The 25,840-nt window shown below is 35.0% G+C and carries 20 protein-coding genes; all 20 read right to left on the bottom strand.

Annotation, left to right across the window (positions count from 1 at the left end; translation table 11 throughout):
• Positions 1–2: 2 nt before the first annotated feature.
• Entirely contained in the window at positions 3–2,504 is a 2,502-nt protein-coding gene (locus LS48_RS00190) for a heavy metal translocating P-type ATPase (protein WP_062618780.1), read from the bottom strand.
• Between the two features lie 3 nt (positions 2,505–2,507).
• Entirely contained in the window at positions 2,508–3,731 is a 1,224-nt protein-coding gene (locus LS48_RS00185) for a TolC family protein (protein ID WP_062618778.1), read from the bottom strand.
• The gene (locus LS48_RS00180) at positions 3,728–7,429 is read right to left on the bottom strand and encodes an efflux RND transporter permease subunit (protein WP_062618776.1); all 3,702 of its coding nucleotides are present in this window, start codon (positions 7,427–7,429) and stop codon (positions 3,728–3,730) included. Before LS48_RS00180 ends, LS48_RS00185 begins: the two co-directional genes overlap by 4 nt.
• A gap of 108 nt (positions 7,430–7,537) precedes the next feature.
• Positions 7,538–7,951, bottom strand: a complete 414-nt coding sequence (locus tag LS48_RS00175) for an HYC_CC_PP family protein (RefSeq protein WP_076692387.1) — start codon at positions 7,949–7,951, stop codon at positions 7,538–7,540.
• A gap of 60 nt (positions 7,952–8,011) precedes the next feature.
• Positions 8,012–9,964 carry a heavy metal translocating P-type ATPase gene (locus LS48_RS00170; protein WP_062618773.1) on the bottom strand — a complete coding sequence of 651 codons (1,953 nt, stop codon included), beginning with the start codon at positions 9,962–9,964 and terminating at the stop codon, positions 8,012–8,014.
• An 11-nt stretch (positions 9,965–9,975) separates the two neighbouring features.
• Positions 9,976–10,182, bottom strand: a complete 207-nt coding sequence (locus LS48_RS15545; protein WP_076692386.1) for a GDCCVxC domain-containing (seleno)protein — start codon at positions 10,180–10,182, stop codon at positions 9,976–9,978.
• A 5-nt stretch (positions 10,183–10,187) separates the two neighbouring features.
• Positions 10,188–10,775: a mercuric transport protein MerTP gene (gene merTP, locus LS48_RS00165; RefSeq protein WP_062618771.1), complete on the bottom strand. Its 588-nt coding sequence runs from the start codon at positions 10,773–10,775 to the stop codon at positions 10,188–10,190.
• On the bottom strand, positions 10,772–11,134 hold the full coding sequence (locus LS48_RS00160; RefSeq protein ID WP_062619731.1) for a DUF3703 domain-containing protein: 363 nt from the start codon (positions 11,132–11,134) through the stop codon (positions 10,772–10,774). Before LS48_RS00160 ends, merTP begins: the two co-directional genes overlap by 4 nt.
• A gap of 56 nt (positions 11,135–11,190) precedes the next feature.
• Entirely contained in the window at positions 11,191–11,604 is a 414-nt protein-coding gene (locus LS48_RS00155) for a Fur family transcriptional regulator (RefSeq protein ID WP_062618769.1), read from the bottom strand.
• A 2-nt stretch (positions 11,605–11,606) separates the two neighbouring features.
• On the bottom strand, positions 11,607–12,812 hold the full coding sequence (locus LS48_RS00150; RefSeq protein ID WP_062619728.1) for an efflux RND transporter periplasmic adaptor subunit: 1,206 nt from the start codon (positions 12,810–12,812) through the stop codon (positions 11,607–11,609).
• 4 nt (positions 12,813–12,816) lie between these two features.
• The gene (locus LS48_RS00145; protein ID WP_062618767.1) at positions 12,817–17,151 is read right to left on the bottom strand and encodes a CusA/CzcA family heavy metal efflux RND transporter; all 4,335 of its coding nucleotides are present in this window, start codon (positions 17,149–17,151) and stop codon (positions 12,817–12,819) included.
• A 96-nt stretch (positions 17,152–17,247) separates the two neighbouring features.
• Positions 17,248–17,559: a DUF6660 family protein gene (locus LS48_RS00140; RefSeq protein ID WP_062618764.1), complete on the bottom strand. Its 312-nt coding sequence runs from the start codon at positions 17,557–17,559 to the stop codon at positions 17,248–17,250.
• A gap of 46 nt (positions 17,560–17,605) precedes the next feature.
• Complete coding sequence (locus LS48_RS00135; RefSeq protein ID WP_062618762.1) at positions 17,606–19,717, bottom strand: Piwi domain-containing protein; 2,112 nt, start codon at positions 19,715–19,717, stop codon at positions 17,606–17,608.
• Positions 19,718–19,736: 19 nt separating this feature from the next.
• On the bottom strand, positions 19,737–20,654 hold the full coding sequence (locus LS48_RS00130) for an Abi family protein (protein WP_062618760.1): 918 nt from the start codon (positions 20,652–20,654) through the stop codon (positions 19,737–19,739).
• A 163-nt stretch (positions 20,655–20,817) separates the two neighbouring features.
• Positions 20,818–22,047 carry an ApeA N-terminal domain 1-containing protein gene (locus LS48_RS00125; RefSeq protein WP_062618759.1) on the bottom strand — a complete coding sequence of 410 codons (1,230 nt, stop codon included), beginning with the start codon at positions 22,045–22,047 and terminating at the stop codon, positions 20,818–20,820.
• A gap of 7 nt (positions 22,048–22,054) precedes the next feature.
• Entirely contained in the window at positions 22,055–22,351 is a 297-nt protein-coding gene (locus LS48_RS00120) for a helix-turn-helix domain-containing protein (protein ID WP_062618757.1), read from the bottom strand.
• A gap of 151 nt (positions 22,352–22,502) precedes the next feature.
• Positions 22,503–24,257: a DUF3987 domain-containing protein gene (locus LS48_RS00115; protein WP_062618755.1), complete on the bottom strand. Its 1,755-nt coding sequence runs from the start codon at positions 24,255–24,257 to the stop codon at positions 22,503–22,505.
• Positions 24,254–25,162, bottom strand: a complete 909-nt coding sequence (locus tag LS48_RS15065; RefSeq protein ID WP_078056348.1) for a BT4734/BF3469 family protein — start codon at positions 25,160–25,162, stop codon at positions 24,254–24,256. Before LS48_RS15065 ends, LS48_RS00115 begins: the two co-directional genes overlap by 4 nt.
• On the bottom strand, positions 25,149–25,445 hold the full coding sequence (locus LS48_RS00105; RefSeq protein WP_062618753.1) for a helix-turn-helix domain-containing protein: 297 nt from the start codon (positions 25,443–25,445) through the stop codon (positions 25,149–25,151). Before LS48_RS00105 ends, LS48_RS15065 begins: the two co-directional genes overlap by 14 nt.
• On the bottom strand, positions 25,442–25,741 hold the full coding sequence (locus LS48_RS00100) for a helix-turn-helix domain-containing protein (RefSeq protein ID WP_062618751.1): 300 nt from the start codon (positions 25,739–25,741) through the stop codon (positions 25,442–25,444). Before LS48_RS00100 ends, LS48_RS00105 begins: the two co-directional genes overlap by 4 nt.
• Positions 25,742–25,840 lie beyond the last annotated feature (99 nt).

The raw sequence follows: 25,840 nt of genomic DNA, 5'->3' as shown, positions 1-25,840 counted from the left end.
AACTATATTTTTATCCTTCTTAAACGTAACGCATTTGCAATAACTGACACCGAACTAAAACTCATTGCTAAAGCAGCTATCATAGGTGATAATAAAATTCCAAAAAATGGAAACAACACACCTGCTGCTATAGGTACACCTAACGTATTATAAACTAACGCAAAGAATAGATTTTGTTTGATATTCTTCATTACTGCACTACTTAAATGACGAGCTTTTACTATACCGTGTAAATCGCCTTTTACCAATGTAATCATAGCACTTTCAATAGCGACATCTGTTCCTGTACCCATTGCAATACCTACATCACTTTTTGCTAAAGCTGGTGCATCGTTAATACCATCACCTGCCATAGCAACCACTTTACCGTTGTTTTGAAGTTTCTCAACTTCTTTTAATTTGTCTTCGGGTAACATACTCGCTTTAAAATCTGCCATATTTAATTCAGAAGCTACTGCTTGAGCTGTATCATGATTATCTCCTGTCAACATTATTACATCAATGCCTTTTTCTTGAAGTTCCTTAATCGCTTTGGCACTTGTTTCCTTTATTTTATCTCCTATAACCACATATCCTACAACGGTTTCATCTAATGATAAATAAGAAACTGTCTTACCTTGTTTTTGGTAAGATTTAGCTTCGTCTTTCATTTTAGAAGTAATATCTGCGTTGGCATATTCCATCATTTTAGGATTTCCTAATGCTATTTTTTTATCATTTATTATCGCTTCAACACCTTTTCCTGTGACAGCACTAAAGTTTTCAGATTTTATTATTTCAGCGTTATGTTCTTTACCATATTTAACTGTCGCTTCTGCCAAAGGATGTTCACTATTGGTATTTAATGAAACGATGTATTGAAGTACCTTTTTGTCGTTATAATCATCACTAAAAGCACTTACGGTTTCAACTGTGGGTTTTCCTTCGGTAATCGTACCCGTTTTATCTACAATTAAAGTATCAACCTTATCCATTTTTTCAAGAGCTTCTGCATTTTTAATCAGCACACCATTTTGAGCTCCTTTACCAACACCAACCATTACAGACATTGGTGTTGCTAAACCTAAAGCACACGGACACGCAATAATCAAAACTGCAATTGCATTGACTAATGCATATACATAGGCAGGTTCTGGACCCCAAATAGCCCAAACAATAAAAGTGATAACAGAAATAATGACTACTACAGGTACGAAGTAACCCGATACTTTATCCGCAAGATTTTGAATAGGTGCTCGACTTCTACTGGCATCGTTTACCATATGTATAATTTGTGATAACAGTGTATCGCTACCTACTTTTTCAGCTTTCATTAAGAATGCTTGGTTGCCATTTATTGTGCCACTACTAACTTTATCATCTTTAATTTTGTTAACAGGAATAGGTTCACCTGTAATCATTGATTCGTCAATACTGGTTTCACCCTCTGTAATAATACCATCAACAGGGATTTTATCTCCTGGTTTTACCTTCAAAATATCGTTAAGTTCTATCTTATCTATACTGACTTCAACTTCTTCACCATCTACCATTTTAATGGCTTTATTAGGTGCTAATTTTAGTAATTCTTTTACTGCGGAATTGGTTTTACTGTGAGCACGAGCTTCCAATAATTGACCTAAAAGCACTAAAGTTAGAATTACCGTTGCTGCTTCAAAATACACGTGAACTGCTCCAGATTCAGTTTTAAACTCATTGGGAAATACATCAGGAAATAACATACCAAAAACACTGAACAACCACGCTACACCTGCTCCTATACCGATAAGTGTAAACATATTGAGATTCCACGTTTTTATACTTCGATAAGCGCGTTCAAAAAACATCCACGTAGCATAAAATACCACTGGAATGGATAAAGCAAACTGAATCCAATTCCAATATTTCTGTTCCATTATATCGTATAACGGATTGTTATGTAGCATTTCGCTCATTGCTATTAAGAAAATTGGTAATGTAAATGCTGTTGCTATCCAAAACTTTTTCAATAGTTTTTTATAAGTCTTTTCTTCAGCAGAAAGATCTGGTTGCATTGGTACTAAATCCATACCGCAAATGGGACAGGAACCTGCTTCATCTTTTACAATTTCAGGATGCATTGGACACGTCCATTGTTCTGCATTTGATGTTGATAGATTTTGTTCTTCAACCAAATCCATTCCGCATACAGGACAATCGCCTGATTTATCGTAGGTTTTATCACCCTCGCAATGCATTGGGCAGTAAAAAGTACCTGTTCCTTTGCCTTTTTGGGTTTTCTCCGTTTTCTGTTTTGAATGATGATGATGTTCCCCTTGGTTATGAATGCTGTATCTACCACCATCATCTTTTAAGGCCTTTTGAAAGATTTCTAACGGAATATGCTTTTCCATTTCGATGGTAGCTTCGGCTTTTTCAAGGTTAACAGTTACTTTTGAAACGCCTTGTACTTTTGAAAGTGTTTCCTCTACGTGAGTACGACAACCGTTACAAGTCATTCCGTGTATATGATATGTATGTTTCATTGTTTACTGAATTAAATAATTAATTATGGCACTTTGAACATAGTAGGACTTAACAGATTCTATTTGGTTCATTTGAAACTTTAATTGCAATTCCTGTATATCCAAAACATCATTAAAATCAATGTTTCCTGTTTCGTAGCTTTTGATTAAAATATCTTCTGCATCTTTAGCCTGTTTTAAGTTTTTGGTTTGGGTGGCATAACTAATTCTTGCAGAAATTCGTTCGTTAATGGCTTTGCTTAAAAGGGTTTCCAAAGTATTTAAGCGTTCTTGTTTTTGTGAAAGAATTTCTTGTTGTTGCAACTCATTCTGTTTGGTTTGTGATTTGTACTTTTTGTTGAATATTGGAATTGATACTGATACCATTGGCATTATAATGTCTTTTCCGTTATCGCTAAAATCCATATCTGGTCGCTTCTCAACATTGATATAATCCAACCCAAAGCCAATCATCGGACTGCTTTCTTTTTGGTTTAATAATTCGGATTGTTCTACGGATTGGTAGAGTTTATCATATTTGAGCAGTTCAGGATGCAATGCTAAATTTTGAGTTGTAGTATCAAAGTCTTCTAAAGGCATCATCAATTCTTCGATTTCGTTTACCACAACATCATTTTCTCTATTCAATAGATTATTAAAATTAGTTTGTTCCGCTAAAAACTGTTGTTGCAATACATCTTTTAATTGTTGCATTTCGTTTTGACGCATTTGCAAACGTAATACATCTACTGCTGACGCCTTACCTACCTCAACAGAAGTCAATGCCATTGTTTCATAGGTTTCCAACAATTTAATATTATCACTCAACACTTGCTGTTTTGCTTGGTTTGCATACAGATTGTAATAGGATTGAGATACCGAAGCCATTAGTTTACGTTTGGCAATAACAATCTCTTCATACTTCGCATCTGCAAGTGATGTTACATAATCTTCACGAGAGGTAATTGTACCAAACCAAGGCAACATTTGTTTTGCTGATACTTTAAACCGTTGTGCGCCTGTTCGTGTTTCGGGTTCGCTAACAAAGTAGCCAACACCAAATTCTGTATTTGGAATGGTATTGACTTCGTTTACTTTTTCTGAAACTCTTTTGTATTGCAACTCGAATTTTTGAATCTCGGGATTGTTCTCTAACGCCTCGTTAATTAATGTTTCTAATTGTTGGGCGTTTCCTTTGAGACAAAAGAGAATAGAAAAAAGAAAAAAGACTGTTTTTATAGATTTCATTTTGATGCACTTTTAAGTTGAACTTCGGCTTTCCAGCTATACAAAACTGGTACAACAAACAAGGTGATTAAAGCGATAAGCATTCCGCCAAAACTTGGTATGGCCATAGGAATCATTATATCGCTTCCTCGTCCTGTTGATGTGAGTACAGGCAAGAGTGCTAAAATGGTTGTTGCTGTAGTCATTAAACACGGTCTAATACGCTTCTCGCCTGCTTCTACAATAGAGGCTCTAATTTCCTTTTTTGTTTCTGGTGAATTTCTGTCAAATGTTTGTGTTAAATAGGTTGCCATTACTACTCCGTCATCGGTTGCTATACCAAATAGAGCAATGAAGCCTACCCAAACAGCTACACTTAAATTAATGGTGTGCATTTGGAATAAATCACGTAGGTTTTCACCAAAGACACTGAAGTTTAAAAACCAATCTTGACCATAGAGCCATATCATTACAAAACCACCAGCAAAAGCAACTGCAATACCTGTGAATACCATTAGTGATGTCCCTACTGAACGAAATTGGAAATACAGAATTAAGAAAATGATTGCCAACGCTAAAGGCACAACAACCGACAAGGTTTTTTCTGCTCTTAATTGGTTTTCATACGTTCCCGTAAATTGGTAGTTGATACCTTTTGGGACTACCAATTCACCACTATCTATCTTTTCTTGAATTAAGGTTTGTGCATTTTCTACCACATTGACTTCTGCAAAACCATCCATTTTATCGAATAACACATAGCCTACCAAAAAGGTATCTTCACTTTTTATGACTTGTGGTCCTTGTTCGTAACGAATGGTTGCCAATTCGTTTAAAGGTACAGGACTGCCTTTTTCAACAGGTACATAAATTTGTTGTAAGTCGGTTGGATTTGCTCGTAATTCTCTTGGATAACGTACACGAACGCCATAACGCTCACGACCCTCAACGGTTTGGGTTAATGACATACCACCAACAGCTACTTTTAATACGTTTTGCACCTCTTCAATACTTACACCATAACGTGCAATTTTTTCTCTGTCAATATCAATAAGTAAATACGGTTTACCTACAATACGGTCTGCAAAAACGGCTTCATCCTTTACACCTTCAGCTTCTTTTAAAATGGTTTCTAACTGCATTCCAAAGGCTTCAATTTCTTTTAAATCTTGTCCTTTTATTTTGATTCCCATTGGTGCACGCATTCCTGTTTGTAGCATTACCAATCGGGTTTCAATAGGTTGTAGTTTTGGTGCTGATGTGACGCCTGGTAATTTGGTGACTTTTACAATTTCGTTCCAAATATCGTCTGGTGATTGTATTTCTGGTCGCCAGTTTCGGTAAAACTCGCCATCATCGTCTGGGATTAATTGTTCTTTTACATTTAGAGATTGCCACGCTTCACGTTGTTCCGCTCGCAATGACATTCCGTTTTTTAATACATACTCACCATCATTGTTGACCTTATAGCGTTGACGCCCTCCTTTATCATTCAGCATATATTCAGGTTTGTATTGAATGATGTTTTCATACATTGATAATGGTGCAGGATCTAAAGCTGATTCTGTTCTTCCTGCTTTACCCACAACGGTTTCAATCTCTGGAATACTGGCTACTGCCATATCCAATTGCTGTAAAACGCGCTTATTTTCTTCTACTCCAGAGTGTGGCATTGAAGTTGGCATTAATAGAAAAGAACCTTCGTTTAAGGATGGCATAAACTCTTTACCTGTGTTTTTCATTATGAAAAAGCCTGCTATGACAATTGCTGTAGGTATGGAAAGAAATAATAATTTATTGTCTAAACACCATCTTAAAATACGTGTGTAGTATTTAATGAATAATCCAAATACACCTAACAAGCCAAAACAAATAATAGCTACAAAAATGAGGTTTAAGAAGATGCTTTCGTTTACTCCTAACGGTCGCCAATATTCTGCTAATAAGAATACAATTGCCGAAGCAGAAATGATGATGTTGGCAAAGTTTGCTTGTTTATCTGAAATCTTGTTTTGAAGATTTAATAAAGCTGTGACACCAAAAGCGATGAGTATGACACCTAACCAATATCCATAAATTATTGCTGCTATTCCTAATACTATTAAAACACCGTTTAAAGCATATTTAAAATGTTTTTGAATGCTCTTTTTTCGGAATAAAAAGGCCGCAAACGGTGGTATTAGAAATAAGGCTACAATTATGGACGCTGTTAAAGCAAAGGTTTTAGTAAATGCTAATGGTCTAAATAGTTTTCCTTCTGCACCAATCATTGTAAATACAGGAATAAAACTGATAATGGTTGTCATTACTGCGGTTACGATTGCACCAGATACTTCTGCTGTTGCGTTGTAAACGACTGTGTTTATTGGTAATTTGTTTTCGTTTTCGTCTAAATGCCTTACGATGTTTTCTGAAAGTATGACACCAACATCTACCATTGTACCAATAGCAATAGCAATGCCTGATAGTGCTACAATATTGGCATCGACACCAAAGAGCTTCATTGCTATAAATACCATTAACACCGCAACAGGTAATAGCCCTGAAATCAATACGGAAGCACGAAGATTAAATACCATTATGATAATGACCAAAATGGTAATGAGTATTTCTAAAGTTAAGGCTTCATTGAGTGTACCCAATGTTTCTTGAATCAATTCTGTACGGTCGTAAAATGGTACTATAGTTACTTGTGATGTTCTACCATCTGCCAACGTTTTTGTAGGTAGTCCTGCGCTTAATTCGTTTATTTTGGCTTTTACATTATTAATCACTTCCATTGGGTTAGCGCCATAACGTGCTACTACAACACCACCAACCACTTCTGCACCTTCTTTGTCTAAAATTCCACGTCTTGTTGCAGGACCTAAAGACACTTTTGCCACATCTTTAATTTTGATAGCTGTGTAATCTTCTGAAGTTACAACTGCATTTTCGATGTCTGCTATGGATTTCACATAACCCAAACCACGTACCAGATATTCGGCTTGATTGATTTCTAAAGTCTGTGCTCCAATATCTCGGTTACTTTCTTTAACTGCTTTTACAATATGGTGCAAGCCAATATTATATTGACGCATTAACTCTGGGTTTACATCAACTTGATATTCTTGCACGTAACCACCAATAGATGCAACTTCAGATACACCACTTGCAGATGACAATGCATATTTTACATAGTAATCTTGAATACTACGTAATTCGTGCAAATCCCAACCACCCGTTACATTTCCATTTTCATCACGACCTTCGAGTGTGTACCAAAATATTTGACCTAATCCTGTAGCATCTGGTCCCAAAGCAGGATTAACACCATCAGGTAATAAACCACTTGGTAAGGAATTTAGTTTTTCGAGAATGCGACTTCGACTCCAGTAAAACTCTATATCTTCTTCAAAAATGATGTAGATACTGGAAAAGCCAAACATAGACGAGCTACGAATGGTTTTTACTCCAGGAATACCCAATAATGATGTGGTTAATGGATAGGTAATTTGGTCTTCTATATCTTGTGGTGAGCGACCATCCCATTTGGTAAAAACGATTTGTTGGTTTTCGCCTATATCTGGTATGGCATCTACAGCAACTGGATTACTTGGTAAGAAACCAGTATCCCTATTGAAAGGTGCATTAACCGTTCCCCATCCTACAAAAAGGACGAGTAGCAGAACTGCAACGAGTTTATTTTCTATTAAAAATTTGATGCTTTTATTGAGCATTGGCTTTGATTATTAAACAGTTAGACATTGGTGATAGGACAACACCGAATACAGCAAATTATCCTTATGGCAAAAAGCCATAGAATAACACAGTCTAAAGTTTAAGAATCAAATTAAATAGGTCTCGTCAATCTTGTAGATACGCCTTATGACGAGTGGCGGTTTGTATTCTTCGTAAGCCGTTACGTTTTTTTCTAAACCTTCAAAAAGGTTGATGTAAGTGTAAACAAATGAAGCTAAAAATACTTGTTGTTCAAATGTGATTTTGTCAACTTGCAATTGTAATTCGTCTTGACCTTCAATTGCTAATTGTTTATCATCACAACAATTTTTCTTGGTAATAGAACATCCTTCGGTTGAAGGCTTTTCCATTTCCATTCCGCACCCTTTGGCTTTATGAAAAATAGCAGTTTCTACTAACGTATCTCCGCAATAATGCATATTCACAGTAAATGACATTGTAGAGAATAACACTACAAAAGCCATTGCGAAAGCCATTATTTTATGCAATACTTTTTTCATTGTAATTGCAAAGTTACGAAATTTTAACAAATACTTATTTAATTAACAGAAGTTTAATGCTCAACTCCATTTCATTTTCTGTAACCTTACCGCATTTAGAATTGCTAATAAAGCCACGCCTACGTCTGCAAATACAGCTTCCCACATTGTTGCCAAACCTCCTGCTCCCAAAATCAGTACAATTACTTTAATACCAAAAGCCAAAATGATATTCTGCCATACAATTTTTCGAGTGGAACTGCCTATTTTAATAGCTCTCACTACTTTTGAAGGTTGGTCGGTTTGAATGATAACATCGGCTGTTTCTATGGCTACATCGCTACCTAATCCGCCCATTGCTATACCTACATCACTTGCTGCTAAAACAGGTGCATCATTAATACCATCACCAATGAAGGCTACTTTATTTTGTGGATTTTTCTTTAATGCTTCAACTTCATTTAATTTATCCTCTGGCAATAAACCTCCCTTGGCATTTTCTATTTTTAAATCCTTTGCCACTTGTTGAGTTATGGAATCTTTATCTCCTGAAAGCATCATTATTTTTTTAATCCCTACCCTATGTAAACTTGATATGGTTTCTTTAGCATCCTCCTTTAATTCGTCCGCAATTACCACATAACCTGCAAAAACATTATCAATAGCTACCAAGACAATAGATTCCACGATAGATTCAGTTTCATTAGGCACTTCTATATTATTGGATACCATTAAAGCCTTATTTCCAACCAAAACTTCTTTACCTTTTACCATACCTTTTAACCCTTTTCCTGCAACTTCAGAAACCTTATTTGCTTCAAAATTGTTGGTTCCTTTCTGGTATTCCATAATAGCTTTAGCAATAGGATGTGTAGATTGCTCTTCCATTGCCATTAGATAGTTCATAAATTCTTCTTCATCCCAATCAAAGGTCTTAATGCTTTTGATTTTGAAAACTCCTTTGGTTACCGTTCCTGTTTTGTCCATTACCAAAGTATTTATCTTGGTCATTGCATCTAAAAATGAAGCACCTTTAAATAATATTCCATTTTTTGAAGCTGCTCCCAATCCACCGAAATATCCTAATGGAATTGAAATCACTAACGCACAAGGACAAGATATTACCAGGAAAATTAATGCTCTGTATAACCAATCTCTAAACACATAATCATCTACAAAAAAGTATGGTATAAAAGTTACACCAATAGCTAAAAACACTACAATTGGTGTGTAGATACGAGCAAACTGTCTGATGAATAATTCTGTTTTAGACTTACGAGCTGTAGCATTTTGAACCAAGTCTAATATTCTCGCAATAGAACTATCTTCAAAGGTGTTGGTTACCTCAACTTCAACAACACTTTCTAAATTGATACTACCTGCGTAAACCTTTGCATCTTTCTGAATAGAATCTGGTTTGCTTTCGCCTGTTAATGCTGCGGTGTTTAGAGATGCTTTTTCGGATAATAAAATACCATCCAATGGAATTTTTTCACCTACTCGAATTTGTATTTTCTCGCCAATATTTACAGCTTCTGGCGACACACTTATATAATCACCATCACGAAATACATTAGCTTCTTTTGGTCGAACATCTAATAAGGCTTTAATATTTCCTTTTGCTCTATTAACTGCTGCGTTTTGAAATAATTCTCCTACTGCATAAAATAGCATTACTGCAACACCTTCGGGATATTCGCCAATGATAAACGCACCAATGGTGGCAATAGACATTAAAAAGAACTCGGTAAAAACATCGCCTTTTATAAGACTTTTCCATCCTTCTTTAATTACAGGAAATCCAACTGGAATATATGCTAAAGTGTACCAAACTACTCGAATCAATCCTTCAAATTGAGGAATCGCATCAAAATAATCTACAGCGATACCTACCATTAACATAACAAAACTTATAATAGCAGGAATGTATGTCTTGAATGCACTTCCATCTCCGTGGTCGTGACCATCATCGTGAGAATGTTGTTCTTCTGAATTTGGTTTTAAATCTCTTAAATTGACTTTCTTTTTTTTCATTTAGTTTTGTTTTAGCAACAACTTTTGTTTTGTTGAATTGGTGGACAAGGAACTGTACCATAAGAACAATACACACAACAATCTCCTTCGATTGGTTTCAAAACCGTTTTACAATGCTCACACTCGTAAAAGAATTGACAAGCGTTAGTTGGCATATCTTCTTTCTTTTTATGACCACAGGTTGGGCAAGTGATTTCCGATTTTAATATAGTTTGCATCAATTTTAATTTTTATCAGTTACTTTATAACCCGTAGAATTAATTGCTTTCTCAATTTCTAATTCATTAGTTTTAGTTTGGTCATACTCAATGATTGCGTTACCATTCTTGTATGATGTTTTTGAGTTTACAATTCCGTTAAGTTTATTTACTTCGTGGTTTACGTGAGCTTCACAACTGGCACAAGTCATTCCACTTATTTTATACTCTGTTGTTTTGATATTTGATTTATCAACGATAACAATTTGTTTCTCTGAATTTGGATAAAACATACTTGAGTAGTATGGTAATGCCAACATCACTATTGCGAATACTGTTACAACTCCTAAAAAGGTTTTTGACTGAATAAATTTTGGTTTTTTATCCGTTTCACATTCACAGTCGATTTCTTTTTCTGGTTTTAATTTTTGATACCAAGCAAAGAGAAGAACTAATATAGTTAGCCCTATTAAGTAAGGTCTAAATGGTTCTATCCAAGAAAAAGTTGAAGCTACACCACTTGTACCTGCAATTAATGCCAAAACAGGTGTGATGCAACACAATGAAGCTGTGATTGCTGTTAGGATACTTGTAACCGCTAATTTATTTTTCATTCTATATATAATAATTTTTCAATGTCATTTGGAATAGGCATACGTTTTAATGGTGGTACGTTTGCGCCACCTGTGTTACCAAGAGGAACGTGATTTATAAATGATTTCCAGCCACCAACAAGCAATCTAATAATTTGACCGAATACTTCTTTAGTATCTTTTTGTCTAAATCCAAACTTTAGCATTAGCCAATGTGAATAGGTATGCTCTATAGGATAAGATTGTCCTATTATATGACTACGTTCTAAATGATACCAAGCATTGCTAAAATGCTTATTTTCTAAACAGAAACTGTATAGTTTTAATTCTTCGTTATACGCCTGTTTCAGATGTTTAGGTATTTTAGTATTAAACTTCATATCCACTAATTTTGGATAAATGTACTTTAATAGTAAGTGCAATGGAAGTGCAATTATTAGCCACTACACTTATCGCAAATACCTTTTACCACCAAATTTACATTCTCTGACACAAAACCATCAGGTACTTTAATTTGCGGTATTTTATGTTCTGTTAGGCAAATCGTTTCATTGCAATTGTTACAATGGAAATGTAAGTGTAAATCGGTTTTTATATCACAATTACATCCCTTTTCGCATAACGCATATTTTGTTATCCCTGTGCCATCGTCTATTTGATGTACAATATCATTTTCCTCAAAAGTTTTTATTGTTCTGTAAAGCGTTGTTCTATCTGCTTTTCCAAAAGCATTTTCAATATCACTTAAGGTTACTGCAACATTCTTTTCCGCAAGAAACTTATAAATTAGCAACCGCATTGCTGTTACGCGAATATCTTTTGACTCTAATACTTGTTCTATCGTTTCCATAATTAATGAGCGTGTTCTGCTTCTCCTTTTTTCATTTCTGCTATAAGGTAATACGCATTATTGTAAGCAAATTTGGTATTAGCGGATACTTCTTCTGAAAAAGTAACTTCAATCCAATCTCCATCTTTTTCTCCAGTTATTACTTCTACAGGCTTAAAAGCCCAAATTTCACCTTCTTTTTCTATCGTAAAAACAAAAAATCTATCGCCATCTTTTACAATGGCACTTTCAGGCAATGCCTTTGTTAAAGCATTATCGGTTTGTATTCTTCCTTGAATGTACATACCTGGAATGAGATTACCTGATTTATTTTCTATTTCGGCGTGCACGTGAACCGCTTTAGGGTTGTCTTCAAAGGTTTTGCTTACCGAGTAAATCTCGGCCGTAAGTTCTGCATCTGGTATGGATTGCACACTAAAAGTTACCTTTTGCCCTTGTTTTACTTTATAGACATCTTTTTCAAACACCATTAAATCTGCGTGCACGTGGTGTGTGTTTACAATCTCGAACAGTTCAGTTTGTGGTTCTACATATTGCCCTGTCTTAACCTCGACTTTTTGCACAAAACCTTCAATGGGGCTTCGTAGCGGAATTTGTTGAGCGATACTCCCATTACGAACTGATGCTGTATTGATATTCAAAATTTTCAGTTGAGCTGCCAAACCATTTACTAATGCAGTTGAACCTTTGTATTCTGCTTCTGCCTTTTGGAAATTAGCACCAGATCCTACTCCTGCATCGTATAATTTTTTTTGGCGTTCGTAATTTTTCTTTAAAAGTTCGCTATTGCTATAAGCGTTTAGGTAATCGGTCTGTAAGGCTATAATATTTGGATGTGACAAATAAGCCACTACCTGACCTTTTTCAACTTTATCGCCTTCAATGACTTTTATGAATGTTACATTTGCTCCTATAACAGAAGTAATAGCAGCTTCGTTTTGGGGTGGTACTTCCAATGTGCCGTTTGCCTCAACATAGCCACTCATATTGCGTAAGCCCAAGGTGTCTATTTTCATTTTTAAGGCATCAAACTGTTGCTGATTAAGCGTTACTTCGCCTTCTTCGTGGTGTTCTTCATTTTCACTGGTTTGTTCTGTTTTATCGTGAGAAAGTCCATCATTTTCTGAATGGTCTTTTTTATTGCCACAAGACACCATAAAAAGTGCTGCAAAAATGACTGCGATGTATTTGTATGCTGTTTTTTTCATAATGTTATTGATTGAAATATTGTAATTGAAATGCACTTTCTAAATAATTGAATAAAGCGTTTTGAGCTTCCAGTTCTGACTGTACGGCTTCTTTTACCAATTGTGTAAAGGTGGTATAATCTATTTCTCCTTCCTTATACGCCAACAACGCTCCTGATTTCTGGTCTTTGGTTAACGGTAACACTTGTGTTTCGTAAAATTCCCAAGACAGTTTCCATTTTAAATAATTTTCTTTTGCTTGTGCATATTGTGATTGTAATTCTTGTTTTTTGAATAACAAATTACTTTCTGCAATAGCATTGTCAATTTTTGCTGATTTAATTCGGGCTTTGTTTGAACCTGACAGGAATGGAATGGAAATTCCTGCTTGATAGGTATAAAAACCTGAATTACCATTAACTTTTTGTAAACCACCCTGAAGGTTCAATTTTGGTAAATTATCAGCTTTTGCTGCCCTCAATTCTGCTTCGGCGACATTCAATTGATTTTCTGAAACAGTAACCATTGGATGTTCATTTGTTGATAAGCTATCAGTTTCAATCGTTGCAATGTTTTCCAATTCTTCTGATACAGTATAAATTTCGTCTTCAAATAACCAAAGATTTAACTGTTGTATGGCTATGAGGTAATCTCTGTATGCCTGTACTTTTTTATTTTGAATTTGAAACACTTGATTTTTTGCCGCTGAATACTCCAATTTAGAAATGGCTTCCACTTCAAAGTTCAGCGTAACTGCTTGTTCAAAATTACCATAGATGGAATCAAGCTCTTTGTACAACTGAAAGTTTCTCATAGACTGATAACATTTTGCCCACGCTTTTTTCACTTCCAGTTCTACCTCCAATTCAGATAATTGCAATGCTTTTTGAGACAACTCAATGCGTTGTTGTTGCAGTTTTCGTTTTGCTCCGATTCCAAACACATCCATATTTGATTGTCCAACACCGACCGTTGTGTAGATTCCTGTTCCATCTTTCACTTCTTCACCTCCTGTAAAGATTTGAGTAGAACCAAAATCATATGCTGTGGATTTTAGGTTTTCTTGTTTGGTAACTTCCAATTGTTTTTGCTTCAATAGTGGATAGTTCTTTTTAGATAAAGCAACAGCATCGTTCAACGAAATTTTAGGCAAGGTATCCGTGATTTGTTGTGCATTACTTCGAGTTGAAAACACAAACATTAAAACCAGTACTGCGGCTGCACTCACTACTTTTTTGTTCGGCTTTAACCTAAAGTTCTTATTCTCTACCCAATGATATAATATAGGCAATACAAATAAGGTGAGTAATGTAGAAGTCAATAATCCGCCAATAACTACCGTTGCCAACGGACGCTGTACTTCTGCACCTGCCGATGCTGAAACAGCCATTGGTAAAAAGCCCAATACATCTGTAAAAGCAGTGAGCATAATGGGGCGTATTCTTCGCTTTGTGCCTTCCAAAATCCGTTCTTTTAAATTGATAACACCTTCTTCTTTCAATTCATTTAAGCCACTTATCATTACCAAGCCGTTTAATACGGCCACGCCAAACAATACAATAAAACCAACACCTGCCGAAATGCTAAAGGGCATATCTCGTAGCCACAACGCCACCACACCACCAATGGTAGCCATTGGAATAGCAATGTATATCATTAAGGTTTGTGGTACTGATTTTAAAGCAAAGTATATCAGTACGAAAATAAGTAGTAAGGCAATAGGTACTACGGTTTGTAAGCGGTTACTGGCTCGTTCCAAATTTTCAAAAGCACCGCCATAGCGTACAAAATAGCCAGAGGGTAATTCCAATTGTGCATCTAATTTGGTTTTAATTTCTTCTACCAACGACTTTACATCACGTCCTCTTACATTGATCCCTACATAGGTTCTGCGGTTGGTATTGTCCCTACTGATTTGCATCGGGCCTGATTTATAGGATATATCAGCTACTTCACGAAGTGGAATTTGTACCCCTGAAGGCAAATTGATAAACAGATTTTGAATATCTGATATATCCTTACGGTTGTGTTGATTTAAACGAACTACCAAATCAAACCGCTTTTCGCCTTCAAAAATAACGCCTGCATTTCCTCCTGCAAATGCCGATTGCACCATTTTGTTAAGTGTGTTGATTTGCAGTCCATATTGGGCCAACTTATCTCTACTATAGTTTATAGTCATTTGAGGCAGACCTGTTGTGGCTTCGGCTTTCATATCACCAATACCTGGTGTTCCTGCAATTATTTTTGTTATTTCTTCTGCCTTTTGAGATAAGACCTCGATGTCTTCGCCATATAATTTAATAGCAATATCTTCGCGCACTCCTTCAAGCAACTCGTTAAAACGCATTTCTATGGGTTGGGTAAATTCATAATTGACTCCAGGGATAATTTCAACAGCTTCTTTCATTGCTTCAATAAGCTCATCTTTTGTCTCTACCGTAGTCCATTCATTTTTAGGTTTCAGTATGACGAATACATCGGCAATATCCATAGGCATTGGATCAGTTGGTATTTCTGCAACACCAATACGGCTCACAATTTTTTCGACTTCAGGAAATTTCGCCTTAACAATCTGCTCGATTTTGGTAGTAGTTTCTACGGTTTCAGACAGTGAACTACCCGGCTTTAAAATGGCGTGGAATGCTATATCACCTTCATCGAGTTGTGGGATAAACTCACCTCCCATTCGGGTAAACATAAAGACTGTTACCGCAAATAGTGCCACAGCAATTCCTACAATTAATTTGCCTTTTAGAAGGGCTTTTTCCAATAAAGGTTTGTACTTATTTTCAACCCAATGCACAAATTTATCACCATAAGATAATTTATCATTTTTTGGTGTTCTCAATACCAAAGCAGACATCATTGGTACGTAGGTAAGACACAAAACCATAGCTCCAATCATTGCGAAAATAAAAGTCAATGCCATTGGTTTGAACATTTTCCCTTCAATGCCTTGTAAGGCTAAAATGGGAAGAAACACAATAAGTATAATCAACTGACCAAAGAAAGCTGCATTCATCATTTTTTTGGAAGCCGATGCAGCAACCTCATCACGCTCCTTGTTTGTTATTTTTTTCTTTTTAAGTACTTGGGAAGCGATAAGAAATACCGTAGACTCCACAATAATTACTGCACCATCTACAATAATTCCGAAGTCTATAGCTCCTAAACTCATCAGATTTGCCCATACGTTGAATACATTCATTAAAATAAATGCAAACAGTAACGATAATGGAATGGTTGAAGCTACAATTAAGCCACCTCGCCAATTACCCAACAAGAAAATGAGGATGAAAATAACGATTAAAGCCCCTTCAATAAGGTTTGTAGCAACTGTAGAAGTGGTTTCACCAATTAACTTACTTCTGTCTAAAAGTGGTTCAATAATAACACCTTCTGGCAGCGATTTTTGAATTTGAACCATTCGCTCTTTAACATTGGCAATCACATCATTGGAATTTGCACCTTTAAGCATCATCACCAAGCCACCGACAACTTCTCCTTCTCCGTCTTGAGTTAATGCTCCATAACGAATGGCTGAACCAAATTGAACCGTTCCTATATCGCCAATGGTTATAGGCACATTATTAATGGTTTTAACCGTAATTTTTTTAATGTCGTCTAAACTTCTTGCCAATCCTTCCCCTCGTATAAAATTAGCCTGATGGTTTTTTTCGATATAAGCACCACCCGTATTTTGGTTATTGGCTTCGAGGGCTTCAAATACATCTGTAATGGTAATCCCAATAGATTTAAGCTCGTTAGGGTCTACAGCAACTTCATATTGTTTTATTTTACCTCCAATAGCGTTGACCTCGACAACACCAGGAACCATTGCCATTTGGCGTTGTACAATCCAGTCTTGCATTGTACGCACATCTGAAATGGAATATTTATCTTGATATTCTGGTTTTACTTTTAATGTGTATTGGTATATCTCTCCCAGACCTGTGGATATAGGCCCCATTGTAGGTTCTCCAAAACCCGCAGGAATTTGTTCTTTTACTTCGTTGAGTTTTTCTGCTACCAATTGTCTCGGAAGATATGTACCCATATCATCATCAAATACAATAGTTACTACTGACAGACCAAAGCGTGAAATTGAGCGAATCTCTTCCACATTGGGCAAATTGCTCATTGCCACCTCAACAGGATAGGTAACTATTTGCTCAATATCTTCTGTACCTAAATTTGGGGATTGCGTTATTACCTGAACTTGGTTGTTGGTAATATCGGGAACGGCATCTATGGGTACTTTTGTCATACTCCAGATACCTGCTCCAATAATGGTAAGCGTTAGCAAACCAATAATGAATTTATTATTGATTGAAAAATCAATGATTTTATTAATCATAAGAATGGTTATAATGTATTTATAAATAGAGATAAGCAACCTATTACAAAAATGGGTTACTTGAATTTATAAGATACCTGCATACGCAGGTATTCATTAAACCTGTGGTGGTTGTAAAAGGGTAGTATTGAAGTCTTTTTCAAGACCATCAAAATAGTAGAATAATTGAGTTGGAATAACAGTATTAGATAAACTGTAATCTACAACATTAAAATGTGTAACGTGAATATGACAACAGTGGCATTGGCAAAATGGTGAGCATAAATCTGCTCCTTGGTGTTGATGGTCGTTGTCTAACGCTTGAGAAATTTCAGTTTTAACCTCATTATCAGGTATACCATTATCTTCACAAGGCACTAAATTGAGCGCAAAGATATAAATAGATAATATGAGTGCTAAAACTTTCATTGAGACAAAGATAAAAATATTTTAATGCAATGGTGTTGCAAAGTATTTATAAAAACCACAACGTATCTTTAGCGTCCTCTGGAACACCGTTTTCGAAACGAGGTGCTATTTGGGCTACCATTTCGGGATATTTTATGGTAATTGGTACATTTTGTTGGCGTAAAGATTTCCAATATAATCTACTGAACTGATATACTTGGGTTAACAATTCTTCAATCACCTCAACATCTTCAAAAGCATCATCATCCGGACTGCTTATTTTTATCTTTATAGGAAATGGGTAACCATCTGTATCTGCATAATGAATATCATTTGGGTAACGTGCATTATTAAATAGTAAAAATTTATTTACACCTATGCGAATGTATGTACCACTTACAGGCATTAATTTATCTCCCCAATTTACATCGTAAGCAATCATATCTTCTGCTTCGGTTTTGTTTATATTCAAAATATATAAAGGCACTCCTAATTTTAGTTTGTTCATCCCATCTACAATAGGCTGAAGTTCTTCGTAACTCATTTCTTTATAAAAATGAATCACTACTTTGTCTGCTTGAGCTACTGATGTAAAATCTCTAATGGCCTTTAATATACTACCTGCTAATAGTTTTGTTTCGTTTTGGTTGAAATATTCAAAATTTCTAAACAAACCATTGTTTTGAAAACTAAATGCACTTGCTATATACCGTCTGTTTTCACCTTGATTGGTAAATGCTCCTACTCCAATTACCAATTCTTTCTTATCGGTTACTGCCAGTTTCCAAGGTGCACCACCTAATTTAGCGTGAATTGCCAATGCCATATTTTGCAACGAAAACTGAAAATTGTATTGGTCTTGGATGTTTACAATCATCTTTTCGTAATCTACCACTTGGGTTACAATGCCTTCATTTAAAAACAGTTCTTTAATGCGGATGTAAATTTCCCTATCGTCAGGATCTGGTGTAAACTTATCGAAAGGACTGATGTAAAAGGCTGCATACTTTACATTTTCGTGGTCAAAAGTTAAACTTTCAAGCTGCACAACTATTTCAGGTATTGGGTCATTTTCATTGGTGAACTCAATAAAATGCTCTTTTGATGCTGTAGCCTTGATATTTACATAGGCTTCTAATCCTTTATAATAGTTCTTTTCAGTATTTACACCTTCTTTTAAATTTTGATAGAAAGACAATACCGAATCCTTATGAGAGGTATGGCAAATGAAAAATATCTTGATATTTTGATTGCTTGGACGTCTGTAAGGGTTTAGAATGTTCATTGCCTTTTTAGGCACTAAATGGGTTCTTTTATTACCATATTGGTCTTTACCAAACTCTAATAAACCCAAGTTGGGGTTAATGTGATTGATGCGATTGCCAGGAACATCTATAAAGGCATCTTGTTTAAAAGGAAACAAGGTTTTAAATTCTTCTGTAAACAAATAGTTTTTAGCAAATGTAGTGATGAGTGCTACATACTTTTGGTATCTGTTCTTTGGTCTGTCTGGTTCTTCAATAGGGATGTTTAAGGCTCTTGCCAATTGTAAATTGAATATTGGAAAGGCTTGAGCAAATTCTATACTGTTGTAAAATTCTTCCTTATCCTCTGTGTCGAGGTTCATTTGGTAATTGAAGGTTTTTTGACCATACACACAACGCTTAATATACTCTGTTTCCTCAATATCCTTAACTGATTTTGTGAGGACTTTTGACGTACCATCATACGATACTACAAGTTCTGGTAAGTCAGTGAGTGTTGCAAACTGTATTTTGAATGAGAATTTATAGTATAAATTATAGTCTGCTGTATTCCCTTTTTTTGAAGGCATCCATACTTGTACATCACGTACAAAGTTTTTGACCACGATGTAACCCTTTTCTAAAAAATAAGTTTTTAATTGGTGTTTAAGGAATTGCTTGTAAATGCGTAGTTCTTTATCCTTTATTAAATTTATTTTGATACTTGGGGCATTGGGTATTTCTTGAGTAAATGTGGTGAAAATATGCTCTAAACTTGATAAATCTGTATCTGGAAACGCCTCTTTTATCTGCTTTGAAAACTTTGATTTATGGATTGGGTGGCTACCTTCTATATCTTCTAACGATAAATATATGACAGGTGTACTACTTGGCCATTTAAAATTGAGTATGTTGGTTTTTAAGTGTTCTTGCATAGATAATGAGGTGTTTTAGCTATTGCCATAATGGTTCTTTATCCCAATCAGGCTTCATACCTAATGCATTAGGGTCTACATTAGGGTACTTTATAAATAAATCATTTAAACGTGTTGTAAATTGGTTGTTAGTCTGAATGGTATTTAATAAATATTTCATTAAACACATATGTACATAGAGTTTACTGAACTCGTGCTGTTTTGGGACATTGTCGCTATCTATAATCCAAGGATTTGGTGGTTTAGGTAGTAACTTTACCGTTCCGGGTAGGTTTCTATTCCATAATCTTGAATGATGTGCACAAAAGTTGCGAATTTGAGCAATAGATTGTAACCAACTTGGTAAATAGGTATGGTTTACTGCTCCAAATTCTTGTGCTATACCATCTTTTGCTTTAACTGTATGTATGAGATTACCATAGAGCTTTGATAAGTTACCAAAACTTACTTGTTCTAAACTTTTCCAAGAGGGTGGAAACCTTAAATCATCCTTGTGTTTGTTATAATGGCTTTTAATAGTTACATCCTTACTTCTTGCTCTCGTAATTTCTTCTTCAATTTTTGAGAGGGTTCTGGTGAATTGTAGGGTATCAATAAAAATACTTGAGTTAGAGAACCACCAAGGGTCTATTTCGTGAGATAAGTTATATATCAGTTTGGTGCGTAAACTGATTTCAATTTTTTCAATTACATCAAACAACAATAATCGTAATTCTGCATCAAAATTGTATAAGGCAATTACATCTGAAAATCTACTGTTTGGCTTAAAGGTATGTTTCTCTTTATCTTCCTGCATCACATACCAATATTCACCGAGACGGTAGTAACTTATATTAGCCAAGTACTTTTCTGCTAATGGAACATTGGGAATTTGCAAGCCCCTCTTTTGTAATTGGGCAATCTGCTCTTGTATGGTAGTGGGCTTTTTGCTAAACATATAAAAACGTCTTATTGTTTAACAAAAGGAAGGTATATAAAGCAAAAGACACACCCTGGGACGCTGTTCTAATGGGTAGCGTGGTGTGTACTGTTACTGCAAAAGTACAAACTTTATACCATATTTTACTACTTTTTACCATATTTTTTGTTTTTATACTCATTTATGAGTTCTCTAAAATATCTTTATTCAACAATTTATTAACCGACTGCATATCTTGATAAGTAGATTTTGCCCTTAACATTATCTTCTCAATTACTTCTTCTGAAGCTTCCATCTTTTTCATTAAACCTATACCAACAATATAATCCAATAAAAAGGAAATGTATAGCAACTCAAATTGAGAAAAAATGTTATTCTTTGTCTTATTTCGATGAGTTAGATAATCCCTATGTCTTACTATTTTAGAAACATAACCTTTGATTTCGCTTTCTGGAATTGAAGTAATTCTATGAATTAACTCTTTATGTTCTAATAAATATTTTTCTACAGTTGGGTTTTTATGAGTTTTACCAAATTTAAAACTGTAAGCTTCAAAGGCTGAATATGAATTAGTGAACCTTCTACTATGACTTGTCTTTACAGTTAATAAATTTTCAATTATTATATCGGCACAATAAGTAATGTCTGGATTCGTAAACCAATGTTTGATTAATTTAGATAAGTCTTCATTAATTGTATCATAATCAAGTGTAATAAAACCAGAAATGTTCTCCTTATTAAAATCATCCTTGTAATATAATGAACCCCACTCACCACAACTTAAACACTTAAAATTAAAGGACTTAAACTGAACAGATTTACCGTAAATGAAATGAAATATTTTTTGAAATGAATTGTAAAGTTCAATGCTTTCCAGAATACTCAAATTCTTTGTAGACTTGAAGTCTACATAGCCTATGTTATCCATTCTTAAAAAGTCGTGATTGGAAGTGTATGAAGTAGATTTTGTTATTGTTAAAGTTAAGTCTTGTGAAATGACTGTTTGGTGTTTTATGTCTTCTTGTTTTTCAACCTTATCTTCGATTGAATTATACCAGTTCATTTTTCTAACCCACTTTACAATTGCTGCATTGTCAATTTGAAATTCACTCACTTTTAAATTTATTGGCTCTATTAAGTGATGAGCACACACAAATGTATATTTAGGGTGATATACTTTAGTTTCAATTATACCTGTACTACTATTTTGTATATTACAATTAACAAAGGTTACATAACCTAAACCTGTGAACATTCCATAAATCACTTCAATTTGGTATGCTGCATATTTCTTATTCAAATTTGTGGTTATAAATATCTTGTTATGTTTTAGCTCAAGTACGCAGAAGCACTTCACATCTTGTGATTCCTCAAACCAAACCTCACCGAAATATTTATTCTCTTTAAACATTTAATTTTTACTGCTTTTTAACAATCTTACTAATTTTTTCTTCAGCTATTTTGAGGATTTCCGTACTGTCCTTTTCGTTTTTTATCATTTGTACAATCTGTTCGGACATCCAAAGCTTAATTAATTTGTTCTCATCTTCTTTTAATTCTTTTGCAAATGCTATTACCTGCTCTCGTCTTGCCATACGGTTTCCTCGTTCAATCTTGCTTAAATAAGCCACATCCATATTGATATTTGCAGCCATTTCCCTTAATAGCAAATTGCGCTTTTCGCGCAATGAGCGTATGTATTCGCCAAACTCCATAATAGCATTTATTAGACTTGTCAGATTTTGTCTAATTTAAGAAAAGGAAGCTAAAGGAAACCAAAAAGATATAAACAGTTATTAACAGAAAGTGAAGAAGTTAAGGATTTAAGGGAACACATACGTTAATTCCTTTATTTCCTCAATTTCCTTATAATGATTTTGCAGGATTTGAATAGTTATTATGAGCTTCTCTATGTATTAACCCTGCATCAACAAACTTTGTAATGTAACCTTCTGCTGTTTTATGTGGAATGTTTTGTTTGGTTGCTAAATCTAAATAATCTTGTCTATCAAACTGTTTTGGTAAACTCTCTAAAAAGCGTTCTTTACGATTCAGGCGTTTTACCGTTTTTTGCTCAATAGGTAAATCATTAAACACTTTACTACTATGCTTTACTAAAATAGAAATAATAGTTAGCGCATTTTGGAAATCGACATCCTCACATTCTTTTACTTGATTCACATCACCATCCTCCATAATACGAAATGCTGTGAATAGCATAATAACACGAAACGCAATTAAACCTAAACGTCTTATTGTTGCAATGTATTCTTCTGGCTGTAAGTTGATGTATTTGGTTTGTAAGGATTCAAAAAATGTATTGAATTGCTGTTGTTGAGGTATTGATAGCCTTACTTCAATTTCTGGATTATTCTTTAATGTTTTATATAAGCCTAAAAACTCGTTTCCTAATTGCGAATAGTAATCATCTAAACCCACATTGTTATTGCTTGAAAATACGTTTTTCCAAGTGGGTTTTATATTCATATAGTAGAACATAAAACGACTGAACAAACCATTTTCGGCATTCGGGATTAAGGTAGCTACTTGCTTGGGTGTTCCTGACAACACTGTAGATAAACACGGTTTTTCAATATCTACATATTCTCTGTCGGTTCTGCGATAATAGCTAATGGTTTCGTGATGAAACGCTTTCCGAAAACCATCGCTATAATTACCGTAATCGCTTTTAAATGCTTGTGCTAATGTATCGCCTTCGGTTTCAAAGATTAGTCCTTTACCTTCATTATCAGAAATTAATTGATATACACCAGTAACACTATTGTTGGCAGGTATAAACAACATTCTTTCAGGCGGTTTACCGGGTTTCTCCAAGTTTTCATCTTTACCCTTGTTCATATTATAGGTTGCCATTTCTGTATTAAATTGCTGCTTTAATACTTTGGCTTGCTCACGTTTTAATTTATGAACAGGATCTACCAAATTTTTAATTTGGTTGAGTCTGCCTTTACCTGCAGATGCAGGTGCAGTTACAAAAAGATATAAATTGGCAAACACTTTACGTTGGTCGTAGACACCAAAAAGTTTAGGAAAACAGGCACTAAAGGCGGTTAAAGCTCCTAACAACAAAATGTCCTTTTCCTCTTTACTACTTGCAGGATTTACAACTTGTTGTAAAAACTGCGGTAAGGTATTAAATACCTTATCCGGTATTGTTGGCATTGCTTGTTCTGGAACATCAACAACAGTTGCAACATTTGTTGCAACCTCGTTGTTGTGTTGTTGCTTCATTGGTTTTATACCTGCCTGATGCGCATAATGGTAAAAAGTAGCAATGGTAATACCGTGCCCTTTAGCATTTAGACAATTATTGAATTGCTCATCACATTCTTTTGAATCATAACCTACATAGTTTTTGCTTATACGGTGGAAATAGTCTCTTCCTGTTTCTCCATATTCTTCAGCTAAAGCAAAGCCTAAATCTCTCCAAGTGGTATAATTTCCCGTGATGTCTATACCTGATTGCTCAATTGTAGAAATATAGGTTCCAATGTCGTTATCAGCAACAGCAACAACATTAGTTGTTGCGTTGTTGCTTATTGGTTGCGGTTGTTCTTCTGGAACTTCCAACCATTCTTTTGGATTAAATATTTTAGTCATAATGCTTGGTGTCTTTTATGTAAAAAGGCTGTTGGGTCGTATGGTAAAAAACACGCTCTGGAAACGTCTTTACCTGACTGGTCAACCTCAATGTTATATGTATGCTTAATATAATTGGCTACTGCCGTGAAATACTCCGAATGTTTTACTTCTGAAACATCTATCCTGATAATCCATTTTAGTCCATCACCAGATGGTGATGTGAATAGCATTTCGGTTTCAAAGTATTCATCGTTCAGTAATTGTGCTTTTAACTCTTGAAGATTATCCAAATGGTCGAAATCAATAGTTAATAGATTGGAATGCTCTAACAAATTGTTATCGTTTCGCTTTTCAAACGTTCCTGAAAAGGTGACGTAATCAAAGCGATTAGCTTTGAATTTACGTGCTTCCTTTACATCGGTTATTGCTCTTAAATCTTCAGTAATCTTTTTGTATTTATCACTTGTGATTAATGCAAATACTTGATGTAATCGCAAGGTTTCCGAAGGAAACACATTGCGGACTGGGGATTTGAAAAAGCTACAGTAAGCATACCAGGTATCGTCTGGACCATTCAACCAATCTAATTCATCTTTTTCCTTTACTTCTAAATTGAGATGCAACTCTTGGTTAATCTTGAGCAACAATTCTTCTTCATCGGTTATTCTAAAATGGTATTGCGCAAAATCGAACACATCACCGCTAAAGGTCTTTAGCTCTGTGTCTCGATGTGTTGCTATTACACCATCAATATGAATCCGTAAGGTTTCTTTACCACCATTAAAAGGGTTTCGGGTTATCCCGCAGTCCCTTCCTTTTACAGAAAGGACTGTTGTTTCAGGATAATACTGTCTTAACACGTAGGCATAAATTTTTAAGCCGTAATGTGTTTTGTCTAAAATTGCCTCTCTACTTACTTCCATCTCTTTTGAAATTATGGTTGTAGTAGTTATCTTGAAGCAACTGCTCTACATCGGACACCTTATAATAAAACTTACCCTTTACCTTGCTATAAGGCAGTGTTCCGTTATCTCTAAAGGTCTGTAAGGTTCGCTTACTGATGTGTAAGGTCTGCAATACGTCTTGGTTGTCTATCCACGTATCTTTTAATACTTCTGCTCTCGAATGTCTTAATAACTCGATACGTGCTTTTAAGTCCTTTATTTCTTGTGAGAGCGCCAAGAGTAAATCGATTATTTCAGTCATAACTTCACCGCTCCTTTCTTAATTAAGTAATCGGCAGCTCGTTGTTCGATTTCATCTTGTGAATCGACACGGTTACTCAATAACCATTGTTCTAATTCTGCTCTGTTGAAATAAATCTTCTTACCATTCGGCTTGTAATGTGGAATGGTTCCGGTACTCGTAAGCTTGTATAAATGGGATTGTGATAATTCCAAAAATTTACAGGCTTCGTTAAAAGTCAATACGTTTTTTACAATAATGTTTCTGTCTAAAACATGTGCTTCAATAATTTTAAGACGTTCTAATATTTCGTCCATAACTAATTAATTTTAAGTAATAGAAATGGACATCTGGCCAAATGTCATTCTTGGTTTTCAAGAACAGGACAAAGGTTTAAAATTGGCTATCGGATTTTA

The organism is Aequorivita aquimaris, assembly GCF_001573155.1.
In the GTDB taxonomy this organism is placed as follows: Bacteria; Bacteroidota; Bacteroidia; order Flavobacteriales; family Flavobacteriaceae; genus Aequorivita; species Aequorivita aquimaris.
Note: the sequence above shows the minus strand (reverse complement) of the source record. Positions and strands in the feature narration are given on the sequence as shown.

What these genes read in the sequence shown, in the direction of transcription:
- LS48_RS00190 (WP_062618780.1), bottom strand. Translation starts at nt 2,504, where the DNA reads ATGAAACATACATATCATATACACGGAATGACTTGTAACGGTTGTCGT.
- LS48_RS00185 (WP_062618778.1), bottom strand. Translation starts at nt 3,731, where the DNA reads ATGAAATCTATAAAAACAGTCTTTTTTCTTTTTTCTATTCTCTTTTGT.
- LS48_RS00180 (WP_062618776.1), bottom strand. Translation starts at nt 7,429, where the DNA reads ATGCTCAATAAAAGCATCAAATTTTTAATAGAAAATAAACTCGTTGCA.
- LS48_RS00175 (WP_076692387.1), bottom strand. Translation starts at nt 7,951, where the DNA reads ATGAAAAAAGTATTGCATAAAATAATGGCTTTCGCAATGGCTTTTGTA.
- LS48_RS00170 (WP_062618773.1), bottom strand. Translation starts at nt 9,964, where the DNA reads ATGAAAAAAAAGAAAGTCAATTTAAGAGATTTAAAACCAAATTCAGAA.
- LS48_RS15545 (WP_076692386.1), bottom strand. Translation starts at nt 10,182, where the DNA reads ATGCAAACTATATTAAAATCGGAAATCACTTGCCCAACCTGTGGTCAT.
- merTP (WP_062618771.1), bottom strand. Translation starts at nt 10,775, where the DNA reads ATGAAAAATAAATTAGCGGTTACAAGTATCCTAACAGCAATCACAGCT.
- LS48_RS00160 (WP_062619731.1), bottom strand. Translation starts at nt 11,134, where the DNA reads ATGAAGTTTAATACTAAAATACCTAAACATCTGAAACAGGCGTATAAC.
- LS48_RS00155 (WP_062618769.1), bottom strand. Translation starts at nt 11,604, where the DNA reads ATGGAAACGATAGAACAAGTATTAGAGTCAAAAGATATTCGCGTAACA.
- LS48_RS00150 (WP_062619728.1), bottom strand. Translation starts at nt 12,812, where the DNA reads ATGAAAAAAACAGCATACAAATACATCGCAGTCATTTTTGCAGCACTT.
- LS48_RS00145 (WP_062618767.1), bottom strand. Translation starts at nt 17,151, where the DNA reads ATGATTAATAAAATCATTGATTTTTCAATCAATAATAAATTCATTATT.
- LS48_RS00140 (WP_062618764.1), bottom strand. Translation starts at nt 17,559, where the DNA reads ATGAAAGTTTTAGCACTCATATTATCTATTTATATCTTTGCGCTCAAT.
- LS48_RS00135 (WP_062618762.1), bottom strand. Translation starts at nt 19,717, where the DNA reads ATGCAAGAACACTTAAAAACCAACATACTCAATTTTAAATGGCCAAGT.
- LS48_RS00130 (WP_062618760.1), bottom strand. Translation starts at nt 20,654, where the DNA reads ATGTTTAGCAAAAAGCCCACTACCATACAAGAGCAGATTGCCCAATTA.
- LS48_RS00125 (WP_062618759.1), bottom strand. Translation starts at nt 22,047, where the DNA reads ATGTTTAAAGAGAATAAATATTTCGGTGAGGTTTGGTTTGAGGAATCA.
- LS48_RS00120 (WP_062618757.1), bottom strand. Translation starts at nt 22,351, where the DNA reads ATGGAGTTTGGCGAATACATACGCTCATTGCGCGAAAAGCGCAATTTG.
- LS48_RS00115 (WP_062618755.1), bottom strand. Translation starts at nt 24,257, where the DNA reads ATGACTAAAATATTTAATCCAAAAGAATGGTTGGAAGTTCCAGAAGAA.
- LS48_RS15065 (WP_078056348.1), bottom strand. Translation starts at nt 25,162, where the DNA reads ATGGAAGTAAGTAGAGAGGCAATTTTAGACAAAACACATTACGGCTTA.
- LS48_RS00105 (WP_062618753.1), bottom strand. Translation starts at nt 25,445, where the DNA reads ATGACTGAAATAATCGATTTACTCTTGGCGCTCTCACAAGAAATAAAG.
- LS48_RS00100 (WP_062618751.1), bottom strand. Translation starts at nt 25,741, where the DNA reads ATGGACGAAATATTAGAACGTCTTAAAATTATTGAAGCACATGTTTTA.